Annotated in this window: 13 protein-coding genes; 2 read left to right on the top strand and 11 right to left on the bottom strand. The window is 58.4% G+C overall.

Annotation, left to right across the window (positions count from 1 at the left end; genetic code table 11):
• Position 1: 1 nt before the first annotated feature.
• From BN3659_RS07940 to BN3659_RS07895, 10 genes are all read right to left on the bottom strand, one after another.
• Entirely contained in the window at positions 2-421 is a 420-nt protein-coding gene (locus BN3659_RS07940) for a hypothetical protein (protein WP_091536022.1), read from the bottom strand.
• A complete protein-coding gene (locus BN3659_RS07935) occupies positions 412-1,842 on the bottom strand; it encodes a lipopolysaccharide biosynthesis protein (protein ID WP_091536020.1) in 1,431 nt (476 codons plus the stop codon). The genes BN3659_RS07940 and BN3659_RS07935 overlap by 10 nt, the downstream gene beginning before the upstream one ends.
• A complete protein-coding gene (locus tag BN3659_RS07930) occupies positions 1,830-2,741 on the bottom strand; it encodes an ornithine cyclodeaminase (protein WP_091536019.1) in 912 nt (303 codons plus the stop codon). Before BN3659_RS07930 ends, BN3659_RS07935 begins: the two co-directional genes overlap by 13 nt.
• On the bottom strand, positions 2,738-4,567 hold the full coding sequence (locus BN3659_RS07925; protein WP_091536016.1) for an aminotransferase class I/II-fold pyridoxal phosphate-dependent enzyme: 1,830 nt from the start codon (positions 4,565-4,567) through the stop codon (positions 2,738-2,740). The genes BN3659_RS07930 and BN3659_RS07925 overlap by 4 nt, the downstream gene beginning before the upstream one ends.
• A 46-nt stretch (positions 4,568-4,613) precedes the next feature.
• A complete protein-coding gene (locus tag BN3659_RS07920) occupies positions 4,614-5,630 on the bottom strand; it encodes a metallophosphoesterase (RefSeq protein WP_091536014.1) in 1,017 nt (338 codons plus the stop codon).
• Positions 5,611-6,405, bottom strand: a complete 795-nt coding sequence (locus BN3659_RS07915) for a hypothetical protein (RefSeq protein WP_141682535.1) — start codon at positions 6,403-6,405, stop codon at positions 5,611-5,613. The genes BN3659_RS07920 and BN3659_RS07915 overlap by 20 nt, the downstream gene beginning before the upstream one ends.
• 8 nt (positions 6,406-6,413) lie before the next feature.
• Positions 6,414-6,932, bottom strand: a complete 519-nt coding sequence (locus BN3659_RS07910) for a UpxY family transcription antiterminator (protein WP_091536009.1) — start codon at positions 6,930-6,932, stop codon at positions 6,414-6,416.
• Positions 6,933-7,437: 505 nt separating this feature from the next.
• Positions 7,438-8,484: a site-specific integrase gene (locus BN3659_RS07905; protein ID WP_091536002.1), complete on the bottom strand. Its 1,047-nt coding sequence runs from the start codon at positions 8,482-8,484 to the stop codon at positions 7,438-7,440.
• 862 nt (positions 8,485-9,346) lie between these two features.
• Positions 9,347-10,687, bottom strand: a complete 1,341-nt coding sequence (gene gdhA / locus BN3659_RS07900) for an NADP-specific glutamate dehydrogenase (RefSeq protein ID WP_091536001.1) — start codon at positions 10,685-10,687, stop codon at positions 9,347-9,349.
• A 96-nt stretch (positions 10,688-10,783) separates the two neighbouring features.
• Complete coding sequence (locus tag BN3659_RS07895; RefSeq protein ID WP_091535998.1) at positions 10,784-13,756, bottom strand: PEP/pyruvate-binding domain-containing protein; 2,973 nt, start codon at positions 13,754-13,756, stop codon at positions 10,784-10,786.
• Positions 13,757-13,837: 81 nt separating this feature from the next.
• Between BN3659_RS07895 and BN3659_RS07890 the strand changes: the two genes are divergently transcribed.
• Together BN3659_RS07890 and gcvT are read left to right on the top strand one after the other, a co-directional pair.
• A complete protein-coding gene (locus BN3659_RS07890) occupies positions 13,838-15,043 on the top strand; it encodes a hypothetical protein (protein ID WP_091535997.1) in 1,206 nt (401 codons plus the stop codon).
• Between the two features lie 36 nt (positions 15,044-15,079).
• Positions 15,080-16,180 (top strand): glycine cleavage system aminomethyltransferase GcvT, encoded by a 1,101-nt coding sequence (gcvT, locus tag BN3659_RS07885; protein ID WP_091535994.1) that lies wholly within the window; start codon positions 15,080-15,082, stop codon positions 16,178-16,180.
• A 676-nt stretch (positions 16,181-16,856) separates the two neighbouring features.
• Here the strand turns inward: gcvT and BN3659_RS07880 are convergent.
• The gene (locus tag BN3659_RS07880) at positions 16,857-19,439 is read right to left on the bottom strand and encodes a calcium-translocating P-type ATPase, PMCA-type (protein WP_091535993.1); all 2,583 of its coding nucleotides are present in this window, start codon (positions 19,437-19,439) and stop codon (positions 16,857-16,859) included.
• Positions 19,440-19,443: the final 4 nt, after the last annotated feature.

Raw genomic sequence — 19,443 nt, 5'->3', positions numbered from 1 at the left:
TCTAATAAAAGAGCCGGCTCTGCTTGCGCGGTCTTTTCAGAAAATCAATCACCTCGTCCGTCCGTTCACCGAAAATAGGACCGCAGCACATCTGCGCACCAAATATTTCAGGCCACGTCAGATTAGCTTCGATCAACAGCACACGGCCGTCCTTCGCCAAAGCCAGATCCCAACCGGCAAAAGCACAGGTCGGAATCTGTCTGTGCGCTTCGAGCGCCGTAGCGACCACACGTCCGAAATAGGCAACCACACTCTCTCCCACTCTGGTCAAACGTTCTTTTTCGTCCCCCACAAGCTCTTCCAAACGGATTTTGAAACCGTATGCCACCTCCTCCCGCGCAGCGTACCGGGATGCTTTGGCCACCCGCCAACCTTTGACGGTTCCGACAAGATGACGTTTCAGATTGTTCTTTATTTCCATAGATCCAACATAAGTCTGAACCCTTTCATTCCGAATACGCGCGAAAGGGCCATAAAAAGAAATCCGAAAAGGAGACTTCCAGTTACAATATGCACAAGATGATCCCCGAAATCCAACAGACGCAAAATTCCCCATGTCGTCGTAGCGACCACCACTGACAACAAAAGGTTCGGAAGAATGTCGGACAACTGCTCGCGGACACGGTATCCGAAAATCCGATGGGTAAAAACCAGATTGATCACATAGGAGAGAATACCCATCGCCGCAATCGCCCACATCATGCCATAAAGTCCGAATCTCACAGAATAGAGAATCATCAACAGCGAAATCAAACGTTTTACCGACTGCAAAATAAAATAAACTTTACCATTACCCAACGATTTGAACAGCAAGGCATTTGCGCAATTAAGCGGATAGAATACTCCCTCGAAACAGAGAATCTGAAAAAGCGGGATTGCCGGCGCCCACTTGTCCGTAAAGAGGACCAGCAGCAGAGGACGGGCGATGACGATCAGCAAAAACATGATCGAGAAGGATAGATAGGTAATCAACACCACGTTCTTGCGCACCAACGATTTCAACCGTTCGTATTGATCGGCAATCGACGAATAAACGGGGAACAATACCTGCGTGAGCACGGTAGTTCCGCCGTTGACCGGTACCTCTTCCAGCTTGCGCGCCTGACTGTAATAACCTAACTCCTGAACGGAAAAAGCACGGCCTATAATCAATGCCTGCATATTCTGATAGAGCGTGTTTATGACATCGGAAACGAATATCATCGAACCGAAGCGGAACATCCCCCGAAAAGACCGCCAACTGAAAATCGGCGACGGATGCCATTTGCAGAACGACCAGAGCAACACTGCCCCCACGGACGATGCGACCAACTCCTTGACGACCAAACTCCAGACGCCCCATCCCCTGTAAGCCAACAGTATGGCGACGATCGCCCCGATCATCGCCGCGGCGACCGATCGGATGGCAAGCACCTTGAACTCCAGTTTTTTAATCAGCTGCGCCGTCTGTACGATGCAGAACGAATTGATGAGCAACACGACGCTCTGCGCCCTCAGAATATCGTTCAGCGCGTCGATCCGGTAAAAGGCGGCGACGAGTGGCGAGACGAGCGCAAGAGCTCCGATTAGGAGTACGGAAAGAATCAGATTCCAATAGAAAACGGTGGAATAATCGGTTTGCGAGACCTCCTTTTTCTGGATCAGCGCTGCCGTGAATCCTCCGTCGATGAGCGTTTGCGACACCGCGACGAAAACCAGCAAAATCCCGATGCAGCCGAAATCTTCCGGCGTCAGCATCCGGACCAGTACCAAATTGGCGGCTAACGAGACGGCCAGCGTACCGAAGCGTTGCACGCCGTTCCACAAGATTCCCCGAAGGGTGCGCTTCTTCAGAGGTTGCATTGCGGGTACAGAAGCCGATAGATCCGGTTCGCAAAATAAACGTCGTGCAGTCCCAGACCGATGTTATAGGACAGGATGCGTTCCGTGTCGCTTTCGCGTCCGCGACACGTTCCGGACAGAACTTCGGCGAATTCGTGAAACTGCCTGAACTGCTGAAAATAGCGGAATCCCCGCACATGATCCGTGTCGTCAGCAAAGACCTTGTCGAAGCACAGATCGCAGTTCTGGAATCCGCGCGTATGGACCGGAACGACCAGAACCCCGGGTTTGAACAACGAATCGTCCTCGACCAGCAATCCGGCGGCATCCGTAATGCAGGAGACCAGCACATCGGCCCCGTCCGCCAGTTGTGCCATCGAATCCACCGTTTCGAAGGCGACATCGGGATACGAAGCGAAGCTCTCGATTGTCTTTTCAGCCTGATCCTTATAGCGGAACAAACGGATGCGGAGTTGTTCGTGTCCCGACGTAGCGAGCAGACACGACAAGGTCGCGCGGGCCGTGCTTCCCAATCCCACGAAAGCGTAGGTCTTCGCACGTGCGGACCGAAAGGTCCTGATGGCGAGCGTCGCCACGGCACCGGTCCGCATCGCCGTAATCCAATCGCAATCGACCAAAGCCAGCAATTCTCCGTTCGAACTGTCGAAGAGCATCAGATCGCTCTTAAGCGCGGGTTTTCTGCCGAGAATGCGCGAGACGACCTTCACGCCGAAACGGTGGCACTCATCGGGCAACAGACAGGGCATGGTGGTGAAGAAATCGTTGCCGGCAGGATGCACGGACATTTTAGCCGGCAGCTGGCACCGATTCTTGAGCAGGAAGGCGTCTTTCACCCATTCGACGCATTCCGCCGGAGCGATGTGCAAACTCTCGATTTGTTCGGCCGTAATGATTTTCATAAACCGTGTGTTTCGATTCCGTTCAGCGCTTCGATCAACCGTTCGTTGTCCGTCCGGTTCCGCACGGCGATCCGGACATACTGACGACCGTCGGTAAAGCCTTTTTTCGAAGTGCAGTCCTTGATTAAAATGCGATACCGGTCGAGCAATTCCCGCGTCAGTCCGTGAGCGGTAAGGCCGCCTCGCACCTCGCACAGGAAATAGTTGGCCTGCGAAGGAACGACCCGCAGAAACGGCACGCTCTTCAGGTCCGAAAAGAAACGGGCCCTTTCCGTCAGGAACTTCGCACACGCACGCCGGTAATCCGCTTCGTACTTCCCGAATATCTGCATGTAAAATTCGGCGAAGGAGTTGATGTTCCAAATCGGGACATCTTTTTTCATCCATGCGATCAGCCTTGCATCGGCCGATGCTGCAACTCCCAGCCGGAGCCCCGGCACACCGTATGATTTCGAAATGCTCTTCATCACGACCAGCTCGGGATGCGTTTCGAGCGTCTCGTCGCACAGCAGAGAATCGGAGGCATAATCTTCGGAGAAATCGACGAACGATTCGTCGACCACAAGTCGGACTCCCCGTCCGGCACACCAAACCGCCAACTCCAACACCTCATTCTTCGGAATGTAATTGCCCGAGGGATTGTCCGGATTGATCAGCAACAGCGCTTCGATCCGGCGGCTGCCGAAAAAGGCCGTCAGATCGGCGGCCGTGTAGGCGAAATCAGCGTTTTCGGGCACATAGGCCACGATACGCTCCGGTTCCAGCCGGTTCGGATACTCCTCGAAAGTAGGATAAACGACCCCTACATCGCCCGTAATGCATCTCATGAGACTCTTGATGAGCTCCGCCGCTCCGTTTCCTACGCACACGTATTCCTGCCGGATGCCGAAATACTTGGCTCCGAGCATGGAGTTCACCTCCATGCCCGAAGGATACTCGCGCAGCAGGGTTTCGAAATTGGCTTTCATCTCTTCGACCATGCGGCCCGACGGAAAATAGGGATTCACCAGATAGCAGAAATCCAGCATCGACGGGAAACGCCAATATCCGCCGTAGCACTGCTGATACTTCCGCAACCGGTCCGCGGTATCCGCAAAGAGGGTCTCGGCGATCCTTAAATCCTGCACATCGTCGATTTCGTACCACTTCTGTCCCTCACGCAAGGGGAGGGCCTTGAAATCGCACGAATCGAGCAGCGTGATGACGCGGAGCACCTGTTCGTAATATTCGTTGAACCCGAGGGCCCGCGTATAGGCTTCCAGAAAAGGAACGTAGCGGTCTACCGAAAATTCCCTGCTGAACTTATAGATGTTGACCGTCTTGTAGTATGTATCCGTATCCTCGTACTTGAAGGCTTTCTTCGGAATGAAGTTCACGATATTGTTCTCCTCGTCCAGCCGGACCATCGTTCCATCCATCCAACTCTCGTATTTAGCCACAAGAGCCGCATTCTTATAGGGACTATCGAGAAGCATCGGGAAAAGCGAGTCGTCGAAAATCAGATCCGATTCGACCAGCAGCGTATCGTCCTGCTGCAAAAACTCCTTGGCCAGCGCCAGCGAATAGATGTTATTGGTTTTATCGTAGATCGGATTCTCGACATATTCGACGGGCAACCCGCCGTATTCGGTCCCCACGTGTTCGCGCAGGCGAGCCCCTTCGTACCCGACGACCAGCACGATCCGCCTGAGTCCGAGTGTCGAGAGTTGGCCCAACAACCGGTCGATCAGCCGTATCCCGTTCACCTCGATCATGCACTTGGTGTTCCTGCGCGTCAGGTCTCCCAGTCGGCGCCCCATTCCGGCCGCCAAAATGATTGCTTGCATATCTATTCCATATTTGCTTCGCGCAACCGGGGATGCCTCGTCGGCATCATCTCCATCCGAATTCGAACGTCCCGTTCGGATCCTGAAGAACTTCGTTGCGAACCGTATTGTAAGTTCTGACGACGACGGTGTCCCTGTCCGGTGAAAATTCCCACAACTGGATCCATCCATCCCCGCCGTTCGCCTGATATTGAACGTTGAACAAAATCTGGGGCACCTCGCGTCCCGTCGCATTCGGCGAAAAGAGGCGCTGCACGAATCCGTTGTGTCCGCACAGCACGCACACGATGTTGTCGTTCCCGAAAACCAGCTTCTCCCAAATTTCCTCCGGCGTATTGCAGGACTGATCGACAAACTGCGCTTCGGCCGACGACCCTTTGGAGATCCGCACGCCTTTTGCCGTCAGAAATTCGTGTGTCAGCAGTATGAACCGCTGATCCGGATGTGCAGCTACATATGCGGCCGCCCACTGTACCACCTCGTCCCGAGCTCCGTACTCGAGAACGAGTACGTTGCAGCGCTCCCCGCCCAGCGTCAGGCCGATCACGACATTTTCCGTCCGCTCCGGCTCGAAGCGTTCGATCACCTCTGCCGGTGTCCCCTCGTAAGTAACGTAATCCGAAAACAATGTCGAATAGCGGTCCTCGATCTGCCAACCGTCTTCGCCCCACGTATAATCGTGATTGCCGGCACAGACGATCGTCGGAACGATCTTTCCGACCTGCCTGTAATGATACATGAAAACCTCCCAGTTGCCGACGGAATTATTCGAGGTTACGTCGCCGACCTGAAGAATACTCCGTATTTTACGGCCGTAACGGCACTGCGACCAGATCCAGTCCATCGTATGCTGAAGCCACGGCCGATAGTGTTGATTCCCCGTATATTCCTGCAAATCACCCAAGACGACCATATACTCCGACGAGTCGTTCAATAGCGGATCGCAATCGAGCAGTTCGATTCGGTAGATGGGCTCACCCTTGCTGCATCCCGCGGCGGACAGGAAGCACACGAACGACAAGATGACGCTCAGCAGCGAGCGACTATTCCGAAAAACCGGCATCTTTTATCCGCAAAAGTTCGCATGCGGCTTTTGCCGCCAACCGATACACCTGCGAGGTTCTGTCCGTTCCTGTCGCAGCATCCTGCTCGATCCGATCGCACAGAGCTTCCGCATCGGATACAGCCCCGCATCTGAGGTGCAGTTCGAGCATACGGCAGATCGTCTCCGGCTCCTCCGTACCGTAATCTCCGGCGCTCCTCACCGCGCGGAAACGTTCATCGCCCGTGTAGTCTGCGTAAGCCGCAGCGGCTTCGCACCGTGCGAGCGCCACCCCGACCGGAAGCCCCTCCGTCCCGGACGGCGAGACTGCCGTCCATCCGGAGATGATCGTGCGCGCATCTGCGGCAAGCGCCTCATCCTGCACCAGACAATAACAGTTGCACATCATCCGGCACACTTCCGCTTCGAAAAGAGCGGCCTCCGCCGTCAGACGGCCTGCTTCGTAGCGCCCGAGCACCGGCTCCGCAAGGTCGAGCATCTTCTGTTCGTATTCGGCCGCCGTGTTCGAAAGCACGAACAGCGCATTTACGCCGCGGACACGTTCGAGGTCGTCCGTTTCCCGCTCCAACCGGCAGACCAAGGCGGCCGCCACCTTCCGTATCCTCCTGCGCAGTTCTCCAGCGGATCCGTACTCTTCATCGAGCCACGGAGCCACGCAGACCAAGGTGTACAGGTTGGCGGATAGCGCCGCAAGAGCGCACAGCTCTCCGACACCGCTCCTGCCGGTACCCGCCTCTCCGATACCGGCATAGAGTTTATCCAACGTTTTATGCATAATGCGATTTATTGCTTCGGCAACCGGATGAGGTTGCTTCTGGGGATTCGGACGCTCACGGCGCACAACGTCCCGATGCGTACGACGAATTCGCGTTTTCCGCCGCAGTCGGCCAGCACCCCCTCGACACCCGCCAAGGGTCCTTCGCGGACGGCCACCCGATCGCCCGTTACGAAGACGTCGGCCAGCAGCTTCGCCCGATCCTGCATTTCGGTCATCACGCGGATGAACCGATCCATCTCCGGCTCCGGGATCACGAGAATGCGTTTGTCTTTCGAACGGATGTAAGTCATCTTGTTGGGCCAGCGCTGCTGGATGCGGAAAGCCTCCCCCCAGCCGACTCGCAGGAATATCAGATTGGGAATGACGGCTTTCTCCACCTCCCGCACGACACTCCCGAAACGCTGCAACACGAAACGGGTGGGAATGAAGTGCTCATGCCCGTTCTCGCGGAAGTAATCGCGCAGGGAAACCTCGTGGTTGCAGCGCGTGCTTGCGGCGATCCATTGAAGCTGTTTATCAGCCATTTAACTCACACAATCATTCCACATGCCACACGACCATTCCTACATGACCCCGAGTTCTGACCGGACCATGCGCGCCTGCGGAACTTCGCCGCTTTTCGACGGAAACAATCTGTCTGCATCTCTGACATTTTCGGTTTACCTCTGTGCAAGAGGTAGAAAAACAGGAGATCGGAATCGCCGATAGCTGCCGCCGGTTGCGCAGTCCGCAGCCAACGGAGGTTATTTCCGGTACTGAAAGCGCTGAATAGCAGTCGGATGACTGCGGACTGCACAACTTCGGATAATACCAAAGCAGAAAACGATGAAACGACAAATAGCTGCAATGCGCAAGTATCGAATTCCGGGAAGTACGCGGAATTTGTTCAGCCTGTCCGTCGACTGCGGCGTATTATAAAAAACATTCAATGCGGAAAAAAACCGCTGTTTGAGTTTGTTTTCCTGAAATAAATCTTAATTTTGTGCGGCGAAATCTGCTTTTTCTACCTCTTGCACAGAGGGATACAATTCAAAGAATTTCCAGTATCCTCCGGTTCGCCTCGTCGACCTCCGACTGTTCGAATGCTGCGAGGTAAATGCGCGTCGTGCGTTCCGAACCGTGCCCGAGCCCCTCGCTAATCACCTGCGTAGGGACATGCCGCCGATAGGCCGTCGTCGCCCACGTATGGCGCGCGGTATAGGAGGTCAGTCCGCATTCCAGCCTCAGCAGGCGTGAAATCTCTTTCAGACGGCGGTTGAAGCATACCAAGGCGCTGCGGTACTGGCGAAAAGCCGCAGCCGGCTCCGTCGCCGAGAGAATCGGAAGCAGATAGGGAGTCGTGCCGGCGACGGGCGCATAGCGGTCGATGATCTCCTTGATGCAGGGTTCGATCCGGATCGTTAGCTGTCGACCGGTTTTGCGCCGAAAATAGACGATCGCGCCGCCCGCGGCATCCTCTTTACGCAGGTAAGCCATATCCACGAACGACATGCCCCGCGTGTAGAAACTGAACAGAAAAAGATCCCGGGCGAGCCGCAACCGGCTGTCGGGGAATTCGGTCATGCGGAGCACGGAGAGCAATTCGGCGTCGACCGCACGCTTCCGCGTACGGCCCGTTCCCGTATAGACCTCCCGAAAGGGATCGTCCGACCGTGTCAGTCCGGCCCGCACGGCCCGCCGGTATATGGCCCTCAGAATGCGCATGTAATAAGACACGGTGTTGAACGTTACGCCCCGCCGCAGCAGCCATGTCTGATAGTTGCCCATGGATGCCGCATCTATGCGGTCCAGAGCGATCTCCTCGCGTCCGAAGCAGGTCGTCAGACTCTTCACCGCCGATCGGTATGCCTGTGCCGTTTTGAAACGCCCCTGTGCCTGCATCTCGTCCGCCAGCGACTCGGCATACCGGACGAAAGAGGTCTGCGCATCGTTCTGCACCAGTGCATGTCCCGACATCATGGTTTCGAACAATCCGAACTTACGATCCAGCACGAGCAGTGCGTCGCGCAACTGACGGACCGAACATCCGCGCATGGATGAAGCGAAGTTCTCCATCTGCAATTTTTTACTTGTCATAATCGGTCTTTTTTATCCTAAAATCGGACAAAAATAGAAACGATTCGAGGGTTCGGGTCCCTTCCCCACGCACAAAGAATATAGTTTATGCACGCTTTCCACGCGCTGCGAGCGGCGGTACGGATTTTTTTGCGCCGGCCCAATGAGCCGAAGACAACAGATGTGAAGTCTATTTACGACGATTCGGCGCGTCCGCCGTCGGGCGCCGAGCGGATCCATGCACGGGTCTCGGCGTAAAGGTCCCGCTGTGCTGTGCGGCGACGAACTGCGGGCCGAAGTCTTTGCGAAGCCGATAATCCGACAGGCCAGAAGATCCGACACGGTGCGCACGCGGACGGAACAAGAACCGGGAGGATTGGAAGGTGCGCAGCTGTTTTTCAGCGGCTGCAACGAAATTCGGCATGCACGCAGAAGTAGAGCACAGAGAAACGACGTAACGGAATCGCAAACGAGCGGCGCAAAACCGGCAAAGCGATCCCGAACGCACGAAGACAGTCTTGCCGAGCAGTACCCGAAGAATACGCACCGGCAGCGACCACAAGATAGTCCGCATGAAGCGAGGGAATCCCCCGGTCGAAAACGGTCGAAAAACGGTCGGAAGCATACGATCTGAAACCGGACGGCGTCATCCACGCCGAAAGCAGACGGAAGCACATGCCGAAATGCGACGAGAATAGGTCCTCAGAAAGAAGCAGGAGCAATCGTAAAGCAACCTGCCGGGCACACGATCGGGAAGCGGATGGGGCATATACTCCGGAAGCGGCGGACACCCCCCCCAAACCACCGGGCAGAAGCCTGCACCGCACACGAAAAAACTCCCGCCGGATACCGGACGGGAGTGAAACATACGGGAGAAGGTCGCTTAGATGATGCCCTGCTCCAGCATGGCCTGAGCGACCTTCATGAAGCCGGCGATGTTGGCGCCCTTCACATAGTCGATGCGGCCGTCGGCCTGCTTGCCGTACTTCACGCAAGCCTCGTGGATGCTCTGCATGATGAAATGGAGTTTCTCGTCCACCTCTTTGCCTGCCCACGACAGGTGCATGCAGTTCTGCGTCATTTCGAGACCCGACGTAGCTACGCCGCCGGCGTTGACAGCCTTGCCCGGGGCGAAGAGGATGCCTGCCGACTGGAAGGCGTGGATCGCTTCCGGCGTGCAGCCCATGTTCGAAACCTCGGCGCAGCACCACGTGCCGTTCTTGAGCAGCTCGGCAGCGTCGTCGCCGTTGAGCTCGTTCTGGAATGCGCAGGGCAGAGCGATGTCGCACTTCACGCTCCAAGCCTTCTTACCCGGAGTGAAGGTCGTACCGGAGAATTTCTCGGCGAACGGAGCCACGATGTTGCGGTTCGATGCGCGGAGCTCCAGCAGGTAGTCGATCATCTCCTCGTTCATGCCGTTGGGAATCGAAACGACACCGTCGGGACCCGAGATGGCGATCACCTTGGCACCCAGCTCGGTCGCCTTTTTCGAAGCGCCCCAAGCCACGTTGCCGAAGCCCGAAATCGCCACCGTAGCGCCCTTCAGGCTCTTGCCGGCCAGCTCCAGCATGTGCTGCACGAAGTAGAGGGCGCCGTAGCCCGTAGCCTCCGGACGAAGCACCGAACCGCCCCACGTCATTCCCTTGCCGGTGAGCACGCCGGTGTGGTACTTGCGGGCGAGTTTCTGATACATGCCGTTGAGGAAACCGATCTCGCGGCCGCCCACGCCCACGTCGCCTGCCGGAACGTCGGTGTCCACGCCGATGTTGTTCCACAGCTCGGTCATGAAGGCTTGGCAGAAGCGCATGATCTCAGCGTCCGATTTGCCCGTCGGATCGAAGTCCGAACCGCCTTTGGCACCGCCCATCGGGAGCGTCGTGAGGGCATTCTTGAACGTCTGCTCGAAACCGAGGAACTTCAGCATCGAGGGGTTCACCGCCTTGTGGAAACGCAGACCGCCTTTGTAAGGGCCGATCGCGCTGTTGAACTGCACGCGGTAGCCGAGGTTGGTCTGCACCTCGCCCTTGTCGTCTACCCAAGTTACACGGAACGTGAAGATACGGTCCGGCTCGACGATCCGCTCGACGATCTTGGCTTTCTCGAATTCGGGATGCTGGTTGTAAACCTCCTCGATGGACTCCAGAACCTCGCGCACGGCCTGCAGGTATTCGCTTTCGCCGGGATGCTTGCGTTCGAGTTCCGTCATTAAATTTTGTACGTTCATACTACTATAAGTTTTAGTTAGGTTCTAATTCTTAGACAAAGATAATTGTTTTTCTTATAGATTATAACTTTTTCCGTCTTTTTTTGCAAAAAGCCGTTACGCCTCGTCCACGACACCCCGGTTCGAGCGTCCGTCGACGCACACGCGCAGCGGACGGCCGAACGAGACGCGGCGCAAATAAGCGCCCTCCCACACGGCCGGCACGGCGTCGAGCCGGTCGAAGCGCAGGATGCCGTCTCCGCGGTACGGATTCACGGTCATGTATCCTACACCGAGCGACGTTACGTTCTGGAAGAAGTGCGACCCCTGCGAAGGGTCGATCTCAAAGTCGGGCAGACCGTATTCGACGATCACCTTCGCCTCGGAAATATGGGTCCATTTCACGGGGATGCCGAGCGTGGGGATCGACGAACCCCAGCGTCCCGGGCCGGCGAGCACGTAACTCCTACCTTCGTCCCGCATCCGCCGGTTCAACTCCAGCAGCTCTTCGGCGATCCGCTCGGTCGACAGTTTGTCGAATGCCTCCGGCTTCACATAGACGATGTCGCTCAACCCCTCCATCGCTCCGACGCCGAGCGCATGCTGCGAGTAGATCAGCGCCTGCGACGGATCGACCTCCGACCAATCGAGCGGACGGTTGTCCTGACTGTCGATGATCGGGCGGATTTGCAGCAGGTTGAACAGCCGGGGCTGCCCCTGCGGCACATCCATGACGACGGCGAACTCGATCTCCACCGGACAGCGCATCTCCTCGGCGCCGAGTTCGAGCAGCTCCTCGACGATTCGAGCCAACGGGAAACTGTTGTATTTGAGTATCCTGTTGAACGTAATGATCTTATGTCCCTCGGCCGACGGCGCCTCCGAAATACGGTCGTTGCGGAAATCCCACACCGAGCAGACATACTGCGCATTGCGGAATTCCCCGATCTCGGCGAGCCCGAACCGGTGGAGGTTGACCGCATCGTCCGCCGATGCCTTGAACTCCTCGGGTCTCAGGTCGAGCGCCAGCACTTCGTTCTGCGTTTCGCTCAGCGCGAGCCGGGGCGTCGAAGTCTGGAGCACCTTCTGCGGATGGCGGGGCGAGAAACGCAGCGTCCGGCCTCCGTCCACCACGAGTTTGCCGAGTCCCATCGCCACGTTGCACACGCCGTCCTCGGGACGTTCGTCGCCGACGGGATAACAGTTGACCGACCGCGCGACGCCCGAAAAAGTGGGGAAAAACCACCCTTGCTGCTGCGTGCCGCAGACCTCCTGCACGATGACGGCCATCTTTTCTTCCGAAATCAGATTCTGCGAAGTGGCGATGTAGGCTTTCGACGCCGCGAAATAGACCGAAGCATAGACGCTTTTCACGGCTTTCAGCAGCAGGCGGAGCATCTGGTCCTCGTTATCCACATGCGGGATCATATAGGTCGAATAGATGCCTGCGAAAGGCTGGTAGTGCGAGTCCTCCAGCTTCGACGACGAACGCACGGCCAGCGGCGAAGAAACCGTGCGGATGTAGGCCCTGAGCTCCTCGCGCAGTTTCTCGGGCACGGTCGAACTGATGAACTCGGAGAGGATATCCTCGTCGGAAACCTCCTGCGAGATGATGTATTCCAATCCGTTGATGCGCATGAACTCGTCGAAATAGTCCGTGGCGATCACCACCGAGCGCGGAATCCGGATACGCACCCCTTCGTGGCGGTCGTACTGCTGGTGCTTGATGAGCATGCTGTTCATGAAGGCCAGTCCGCGGGCCTTGCCGCCGAGCGATCCTTCGCCGATGCGGGCGAACGCCACGGCGTCGGTGTAGGTCTCGGGATCGAACCGCGCCACGACGCCCTGTCCGAGCAGGTTGCGATAGTCGCGGATGAGGTTCACGATGGCCGCACGGTGTCGGGCCGTAGTGTCGAACTGTCCCCTGTCGTATTCGCGGATCGCGCGGGCGATCGGGAACAACCCCCGCGAATAGAGCCACTTCGAGAGGTGATTCTGCGACGTATGATACTCGAACACCTCGTCGGGCACCGTGGCGATCAGCCGTTCCATCTGCGCGAGGTCCTTGGCACGACCGATGACCGCTCCCGTCGCGGGGTCTTTGAACACGAAATCGCCGAAAGCGAATTCGCGGGCGATGAAGTCGTGGAGCAGCGGCAGCAGAGCTTTCGAATCCTTGGCGATGAATCCGGCACGAAGCTCTGCGGCCTTACGCGCGAACTCGGTCTGTGACGACTGGAGCAGAATCGGCATCAGCGGATTGTCGGCCCGGATGACGCGGCAGAGGTCGATCCCCGCGTCGTGCTTCTCCTCGGCCGGTCTGTCGCCCTTGCGGACCGCGAAGCCCACGTCGGAGATCACGCCCAGCAGATTGTTCCTATACTTATTATATAATCCGAGCGCCTCTTCGTAATCGGTCGCCAGCAGAATCTTGGGCCGCGCCCGTTTGCGGAGCACCTGCTGCTGCTCGTTGAAGGCGTCCTTCAGGAATTCGGTGTTCTGGAGCAGGATCAGCTTGTAGAGTTCGGGCAGATAGGTCGAATAGAAACGCACGGAATCCTCGACCAGCAGGATGGCCTGCACGCCGCCCTCCGCGATGTCCTCCTCGGCGTTCATCCTGTCCTCGATGAGCTTGATGATGGCGATGATGAGCTCCGTGTTGCCGTGCCAGCAGAACACGTAGTCGAGCCCCGAGCGGTCCTGCTCGCCGATGCGGCGGTAGATGTCCTTCGAAAAGCTGGTCAGCAGCGCCACCGGGATCTGCGGATAGCGCTCCTTGACGGTGCGCGCGAATGCGAAAACGTCGGGTTCGCCGACGTTGTACATCGTCAGTATGAAATCGAACGTGCCGTCCTCGGCCAGCAGGTCGAGCGCTTCGCGCGTCGACCCCACGCGCGTGAACGAGGGCGGATTGCTCAGATTCAGTTCGAGGTATTCCGCATTGATCTGCGACTCGATATGGCCGTCCTCTTCGAGGATGTAACCGTCATAACTGCAACATACCAGCAGGATTTTATGGATGCGGTACTTCATGAGGCGGCAGGGAACCGCCTTCCCGTCTCTGAGAGACTGCTCCAGATTTTTATCCATCGGGAAACCGTTTAACCGTTATATTCATACAAATATAAGAAAAAATGGTTATCTTTGCTAAGATAACTCAAAATAAATCGGATGAAACCGGACAAATATACGTTGCAGGAAGTAACCTCCGAGGCGCTCGAACGCGAGTGGCTCGACCTGCCCAAACAAATCTACCGCGGCAACCGCAACTGGGTATGCCCGCTCGATCCGTCGATCCGCGCCGTGTTCGATCCGGCGAAAAACGAACTCTTCGCCGACGGCGAAGCGATCCGCTGGGTGGTCCGCGACCGGAAGGGAGCCGTCGTGGGGCGCATCGCGGCCTTCTACAACCGCGAAAAGGCGGCCATCGAGGAACAGCCCACGGGCGGCTGCGGTTTCTTCGAGTGCATCGACGATCAGCAGGCGGCCGATCTGATGTTCGACGCGGCCCGCATGTGGCTTTCGAGCCGCGGCATGGAGGCGATGGACGGTCCCGTGAACTTCGGCAACCGCGACTCGTGGTGGGGGCTGCTGGTCGACGGCTACGAATTCCAGCCCTTGTACGAGAATCCCTACAACCCGCCCTACTACAAGGATCTGTTCGAAAGCTACGGATTCCGCAACTATTTCAACCAGCACACCTACATCTGGCGGGTCAACATCTTCGAGACCAATCCGCGCATCTTCGACCGCGCCAAACACCTCTACGCCACCCCGGGCTATCACGTCGAGAACATCGACATGAAGAATCTGGAGGAGGCCGCCGAAAACTTCCGGATGATCTACAACAAGGCGTGGGCGCTCTTCTCGGGCGTCAAACCCCTCGGGCAGGAGGAGGCGCTGGGTCTGATGCGCCAGCTCAAGCCGATCATCGACCCGCGCATCGTCTATTTCGCCTATTTCAACGACGAACCGATCGGCTTCTTCATCACCGTCCCCGACCTCAACCGTCTGATCGGGAAATTCAACGGCAAATTCGGGCTCTGGCAGAAAATGCGCCTCATGTGGGACCTGAAGGTCAGCCGCAGCTGCGACCGCATCTTCGGCATCATCTTCGGCATCACGCCCGAATTCCACGGCAAGGGGGTCGAATCGGCCATCATGGTCAAGATGCACGAGTTCCTCGAACAGACCAAGAATCAGTACAAGACGATGGAGCTGGCGTGGATCGGTGACTTCAACCCCGTGATGAACCGCATGATCGAAACCTACGTGGGCGCCGTGAAGCACAAGATGCACACCACCTACCGCTATCTCTTCGACCGCACGAAAGAGTTCCACCGCTGTCCGCGCCTCGGCGTGAAGCGCAGGGAATAAGACGACCTACCAAAACTCAAAATCATAAAAGAGACTATGAAAACCACCGTATTCACCCAACACCACATCGACGCGGGGGCCAAGATGGCCGAATTCGCGGGATACAACATGCCGATCGAATTCACGGGCATCAACGACGAGCACCTCTGCGTGCGCGAACGCGCCGGCGTCTTCGACGTGAGCCACATGGGCGAAATCTGGGTCAAGGGCCCCAAGGCGCTCGACCTGCTGCAACGCATCACCACCAACGACGTGGCGAAACTCACGGACGGCAAGGTGCAGTACACCTGCATGCCCAACGGCCGCGGCGGCATCGTGGACGACCTGCTGGTCTACCGCATCGACGCACAGACCTATCTGCTCGTGGTGAACGCCGCCAACATCGAGAAGGACTGGAACCACATCTGCACCGAGGGCAAAGCCTTCGGCATGGAAGCCGGCCACGGCAAGGAGCTCTACAACGCATCGGACGAGATCTGCCAGCTGGCCGTGCAGGGACCGCTGGCGATGAAGATCGTTCAGAAAATGTGCGACGAACCGGTCGAGCAGATGGAGTACTACACCTTCAGGAAACTGAAAGTCGCAGGCGTGGACGCCATCCTCTCCATCACGGGCTACACCGGAGCGGGCGGCTGCGAAATCTACGTGGCCAACGAAGACGGCGAAAAACTCTGGCAGGCGCTCTGGCAGGCCGGCAAGGAATTCGGATTGCAGAACATCGGTCTCGGTGCGCGAGACACGCTGCGTCTGGAGAAGGGCTTCTGCCTCTACGGCAACGACATCGACGACACCACATCACCCATCGAAGCCGGTTTAGGCTGGATCACCAAGTTCGTAGACGGAAAGGAGTTCATCGACCGCGCCTACATGGAGAAACTCAAGGCCGAAGGGGTCGAGCGCAAGCTCGTGGGCTTCAAGATGATCGACCGCGGCATTCCGCGCCACGGCTACACGATCGCCGCTCCCGACGGCACGGAGATCGGCCGCGTAACCTCGGGCACGATGTCGCCCTGCATGAAGATCGGCTTCGGCATGGGCTATGTCAAGGCCGCCTACGCCAAGCCCGGCACCGAAATCGCCGTCGTCGTCCGCGACCGGCTGCTCAAAGCCGAGGTGGTGAAACTTCCGTTCGTTTAGCGGAAGATCGGCGACTCTCTAAGACCAAGGGGCTGTCTAAGATTTGTTAGACAGCCCCTTTTGTATTCGTACACCCAATTCGAGAGTTTTCCCGCATAGGCGATTCTCGAAGAGTTGGAAAAACCCGTCAGTCCCTCCGGTTCGCAGGAGCAGGCGACGTTCCATACATCGAGGTTCGATCCGAAAGACGTCCGCCCTTATAGGACGGCCGGGTTGCGATACCGACCCCGACACGCCGCACCGAGCGGAACGACACGACCGCCGCACCGACGCGATGCGTCCCGGGCCCGCTTCCGCAAACGAAGCGTCCGCCCGCCTGCAACGGATTGTCCGCCATTCGGAATACGCCCTGCACGCCCGCGGCGTTCGCATTCCGTGGCCTCGTCCCGCCCGATCCGCTGGCGACGCCTCTCGGCTTCGCCGGTTCACACAGCCGTACCTGCAACCGCACATCCCGTTTAGGGTTCATCCGGCGGTTCCGCCCGGCCGCACCGGCCCTCCTATCGCACCGCACTCCCGTACGACGACGGCCCGCACTCCGCAGCAGCCGTGCAGACACCTCTTCCGCAACCCACGGGCTCCGGCATCGACGGCATCCGAGCACGCACAGGCGAAAATCGGGAAAGAGGAGCCGGCAACGACGCCGGCTCCTCTTTCCGTTCGCATCGGGAGTGCGTCAGGAGCGTCCCACACGCCGCCGAACCGCCCGCACGAGCTCGCCGCCGACGGCGATCAACGACGTACCGCCGATGACCCACGCCCACTGCCTCCACGCGAGCGGCACCGTGCGGAATACTTCGCCGCCGACCTCCACGATCAACACCTGACCGATGCCGATCGCCAGCAGGATGAGGAAAAATTCCCGACATCCGCGCACACACGTAAAGACCGAATGTTTCGTTTCGAACCCTTTGGCGTTGAACATATTCCAAAATTGCAGAAAGACGAACACCGAGAAGAAGAGCGTCAGCTGCACCTCGTTCATGCCGCCCGCGGTGGCCGTCCACCAGAACATCATGCCGAGCAGCACGGCCACCACGACGATGCCGCAGGTGAAGATCGTGCGGGCCATGGCCCGCGTGATGATGAACTCGTCGCGCGGACGCGGCTTGTCGAGCATCACCTCGGGATTGGGCGGCAGCGAGGCCATCGCCATCGCCGCGAAGGTGTCCATGATGATGTTGACCCACAAGATCTGCACCACCGTCAGAGGCAGGTCCGTACCGAAAATCGCCCCGACGAAGCAGACGACGATCGCCGCGAAATTGATCGTCAGCTGGAACAGCACGAAACGCTGGATGTTGCGGTAGAGCGATCGGCCCCACATCACGGCCGTAGCGATCGACGTGAACGAGTCGTCGAGCAGCGTAATGTCCGAAGCGTCCTTCGCCACGGAGGTTCCCGTACCCATCGAAAGCCCCACGTTGGCGAAATTGAGCGCCGGTGCATCGTTCGTTCCGTCGCCCGTTACGGCCACCACCTCGCCGCATTGCTGCAACAGACGCACGAGCCGCTGTTTGTCGAGCGGACGCGCACGCGACATGATCTTCAACCCCTGCACACGCCCCAGCAGCTCCTCGTCGCTCATCGCAGCGAACTCCGTGCCGGTCATATGGTTGCGCTCGCCGTCCGCGGCGTCGTCCCACAGACCGATCTGACGGGCGATCTCGCGGGCCGTCGCCGGCGTGTCGCCCGTTACGATCTTCACGGCGATACCCGCGTCGAGGCAGGCTTTCACCGCTGCGGGCACATCCCCGCGGACCGGATCCGAGATGGCGGCCACCGCCGCGAAATGCAGACCGCCGGCCCGCACCGCCGTCTCGCAGTCGCCGGCCTCGGTCTCGGCCCATGCGACGGCCAGCGTGCGCATCGCACGGTTCTGGAAGGCGAGCAGCCGCTCGCCGATCTCCGCGCCGCGCCCGTCGTCCGCGCACATCGCCCGCACGATCTCCGGAGCCCCCTTCACGCAAAGGATGCGGCGGCCCGAGACCCCGCTGCGAATGATCGTAGCCATGTATTTGCGTTCGGTCGTGAAGGTCAGGCGGTCCTCGATTTCGGCTCCCTCGCGCAGCGCGGCATAATCTTCGCCGCCCCTGCGGAGCCATTCGAGCAGCGCACCTTCGGTCGGATTGCCGATGATACGCCCCTCGGCATCGAGAAAAGCCGTGGAGTTCGCGGCCACGATCTCGGCGAAATCGTGCAACGGCAGCGCGTCGTAACGCACCACTTCGTTCACGTGCATCTTGTTCTGCGTCAGCGTACCGGTCTTGTCGGTGCAGATGACCGTTACGGCTCCCATCGTCTCGCAGGCATGCATCCGCCGCACGAGGTTGTTCGTCTTGAGCATCCGGCGCATCGACATAGCCAGCGAAAGCGTGATGCTCATCGGCAGCCCTTCGGGCACGGCCATCACGATCAGCGCCACGGACACCATAAATATATGGAGCACCTGCTGCACGATCCGGAGCCAATCCTCTTCGAGCAGCCCGCCGATGAAGATCGCCTTGAGCAGCATCGCGCCGAAGATCACCACCGAGAGCACGATGCCGACACGGCCGATCATGCGCGACAGACGGGTGAGCTGCCGGTTGAGCGGCGTCTGCTCGTCGCTCTCGACGGTCGCCTGTTCCGTTACGCGGCCCGCCTCGGTCGCATCGCCCACGGCCGTAACGACCATCATGCCGTAGCCGTCCACTACGGTCGTACCGCGCATCACGACGTTCGACGGATAGGTCGCCTCGGGATCGAAATGTTCCTCGGCGACCGTCTTCGCCACCTCGGGTTCGCCCGTGAGCGTCGATTCGTTGATGCTGAGCGACACGGCCTCGACCAGCTCGCCGTCCGCCGGCACCGTCTCGCCGTTCTCGATGCACACCAGATCGCCCACGACCACCTCCCGCCGCGGCACCTCGCACACGGCGCCCGAGCGCATCACTTTCACGGGAGTGTCGTCGTTCACCTGATTCAACCTGCGGAAGCGCCGCATGGCGTCCCACTCGAAGACGAATCCCACGCACGTGGCCAAAATGATAGCACAAATGATGCCGATCGGTTCGAGGAACTCCTTCTCGATGAAGGCGATCACGAGCGACAGCACGGCCGCGACCAACAGAATGCGGATGATGGGATCCTTGAACTTTTCGATGAACAGTTTCCACGCCGAATCGTCCTTGGGCGGGGTGATGACATTCTCGCCATGCCTCTGACGGCTCTCGGCGACTTCGTCGGGGGTAAGACCCTGTGGATCGTAAGGTTTCATATCG

The organism is Alistipes sp. CHKCI003, assembly GCF_900021155.1.
In the GTDB taxonomy this organism is placed as follows: domain Bacteria; phylum Bacteroidota; class Bacteroidia; order Bacteroidales; family Rikenellaceae; genus Alistipes; species Alistipes excrementavium.
The sequence above is the reverse complement of the archived record's forward strand: the minus strand, read 5'-3'. Positions and strand labels throughout refer to the sequence as shown.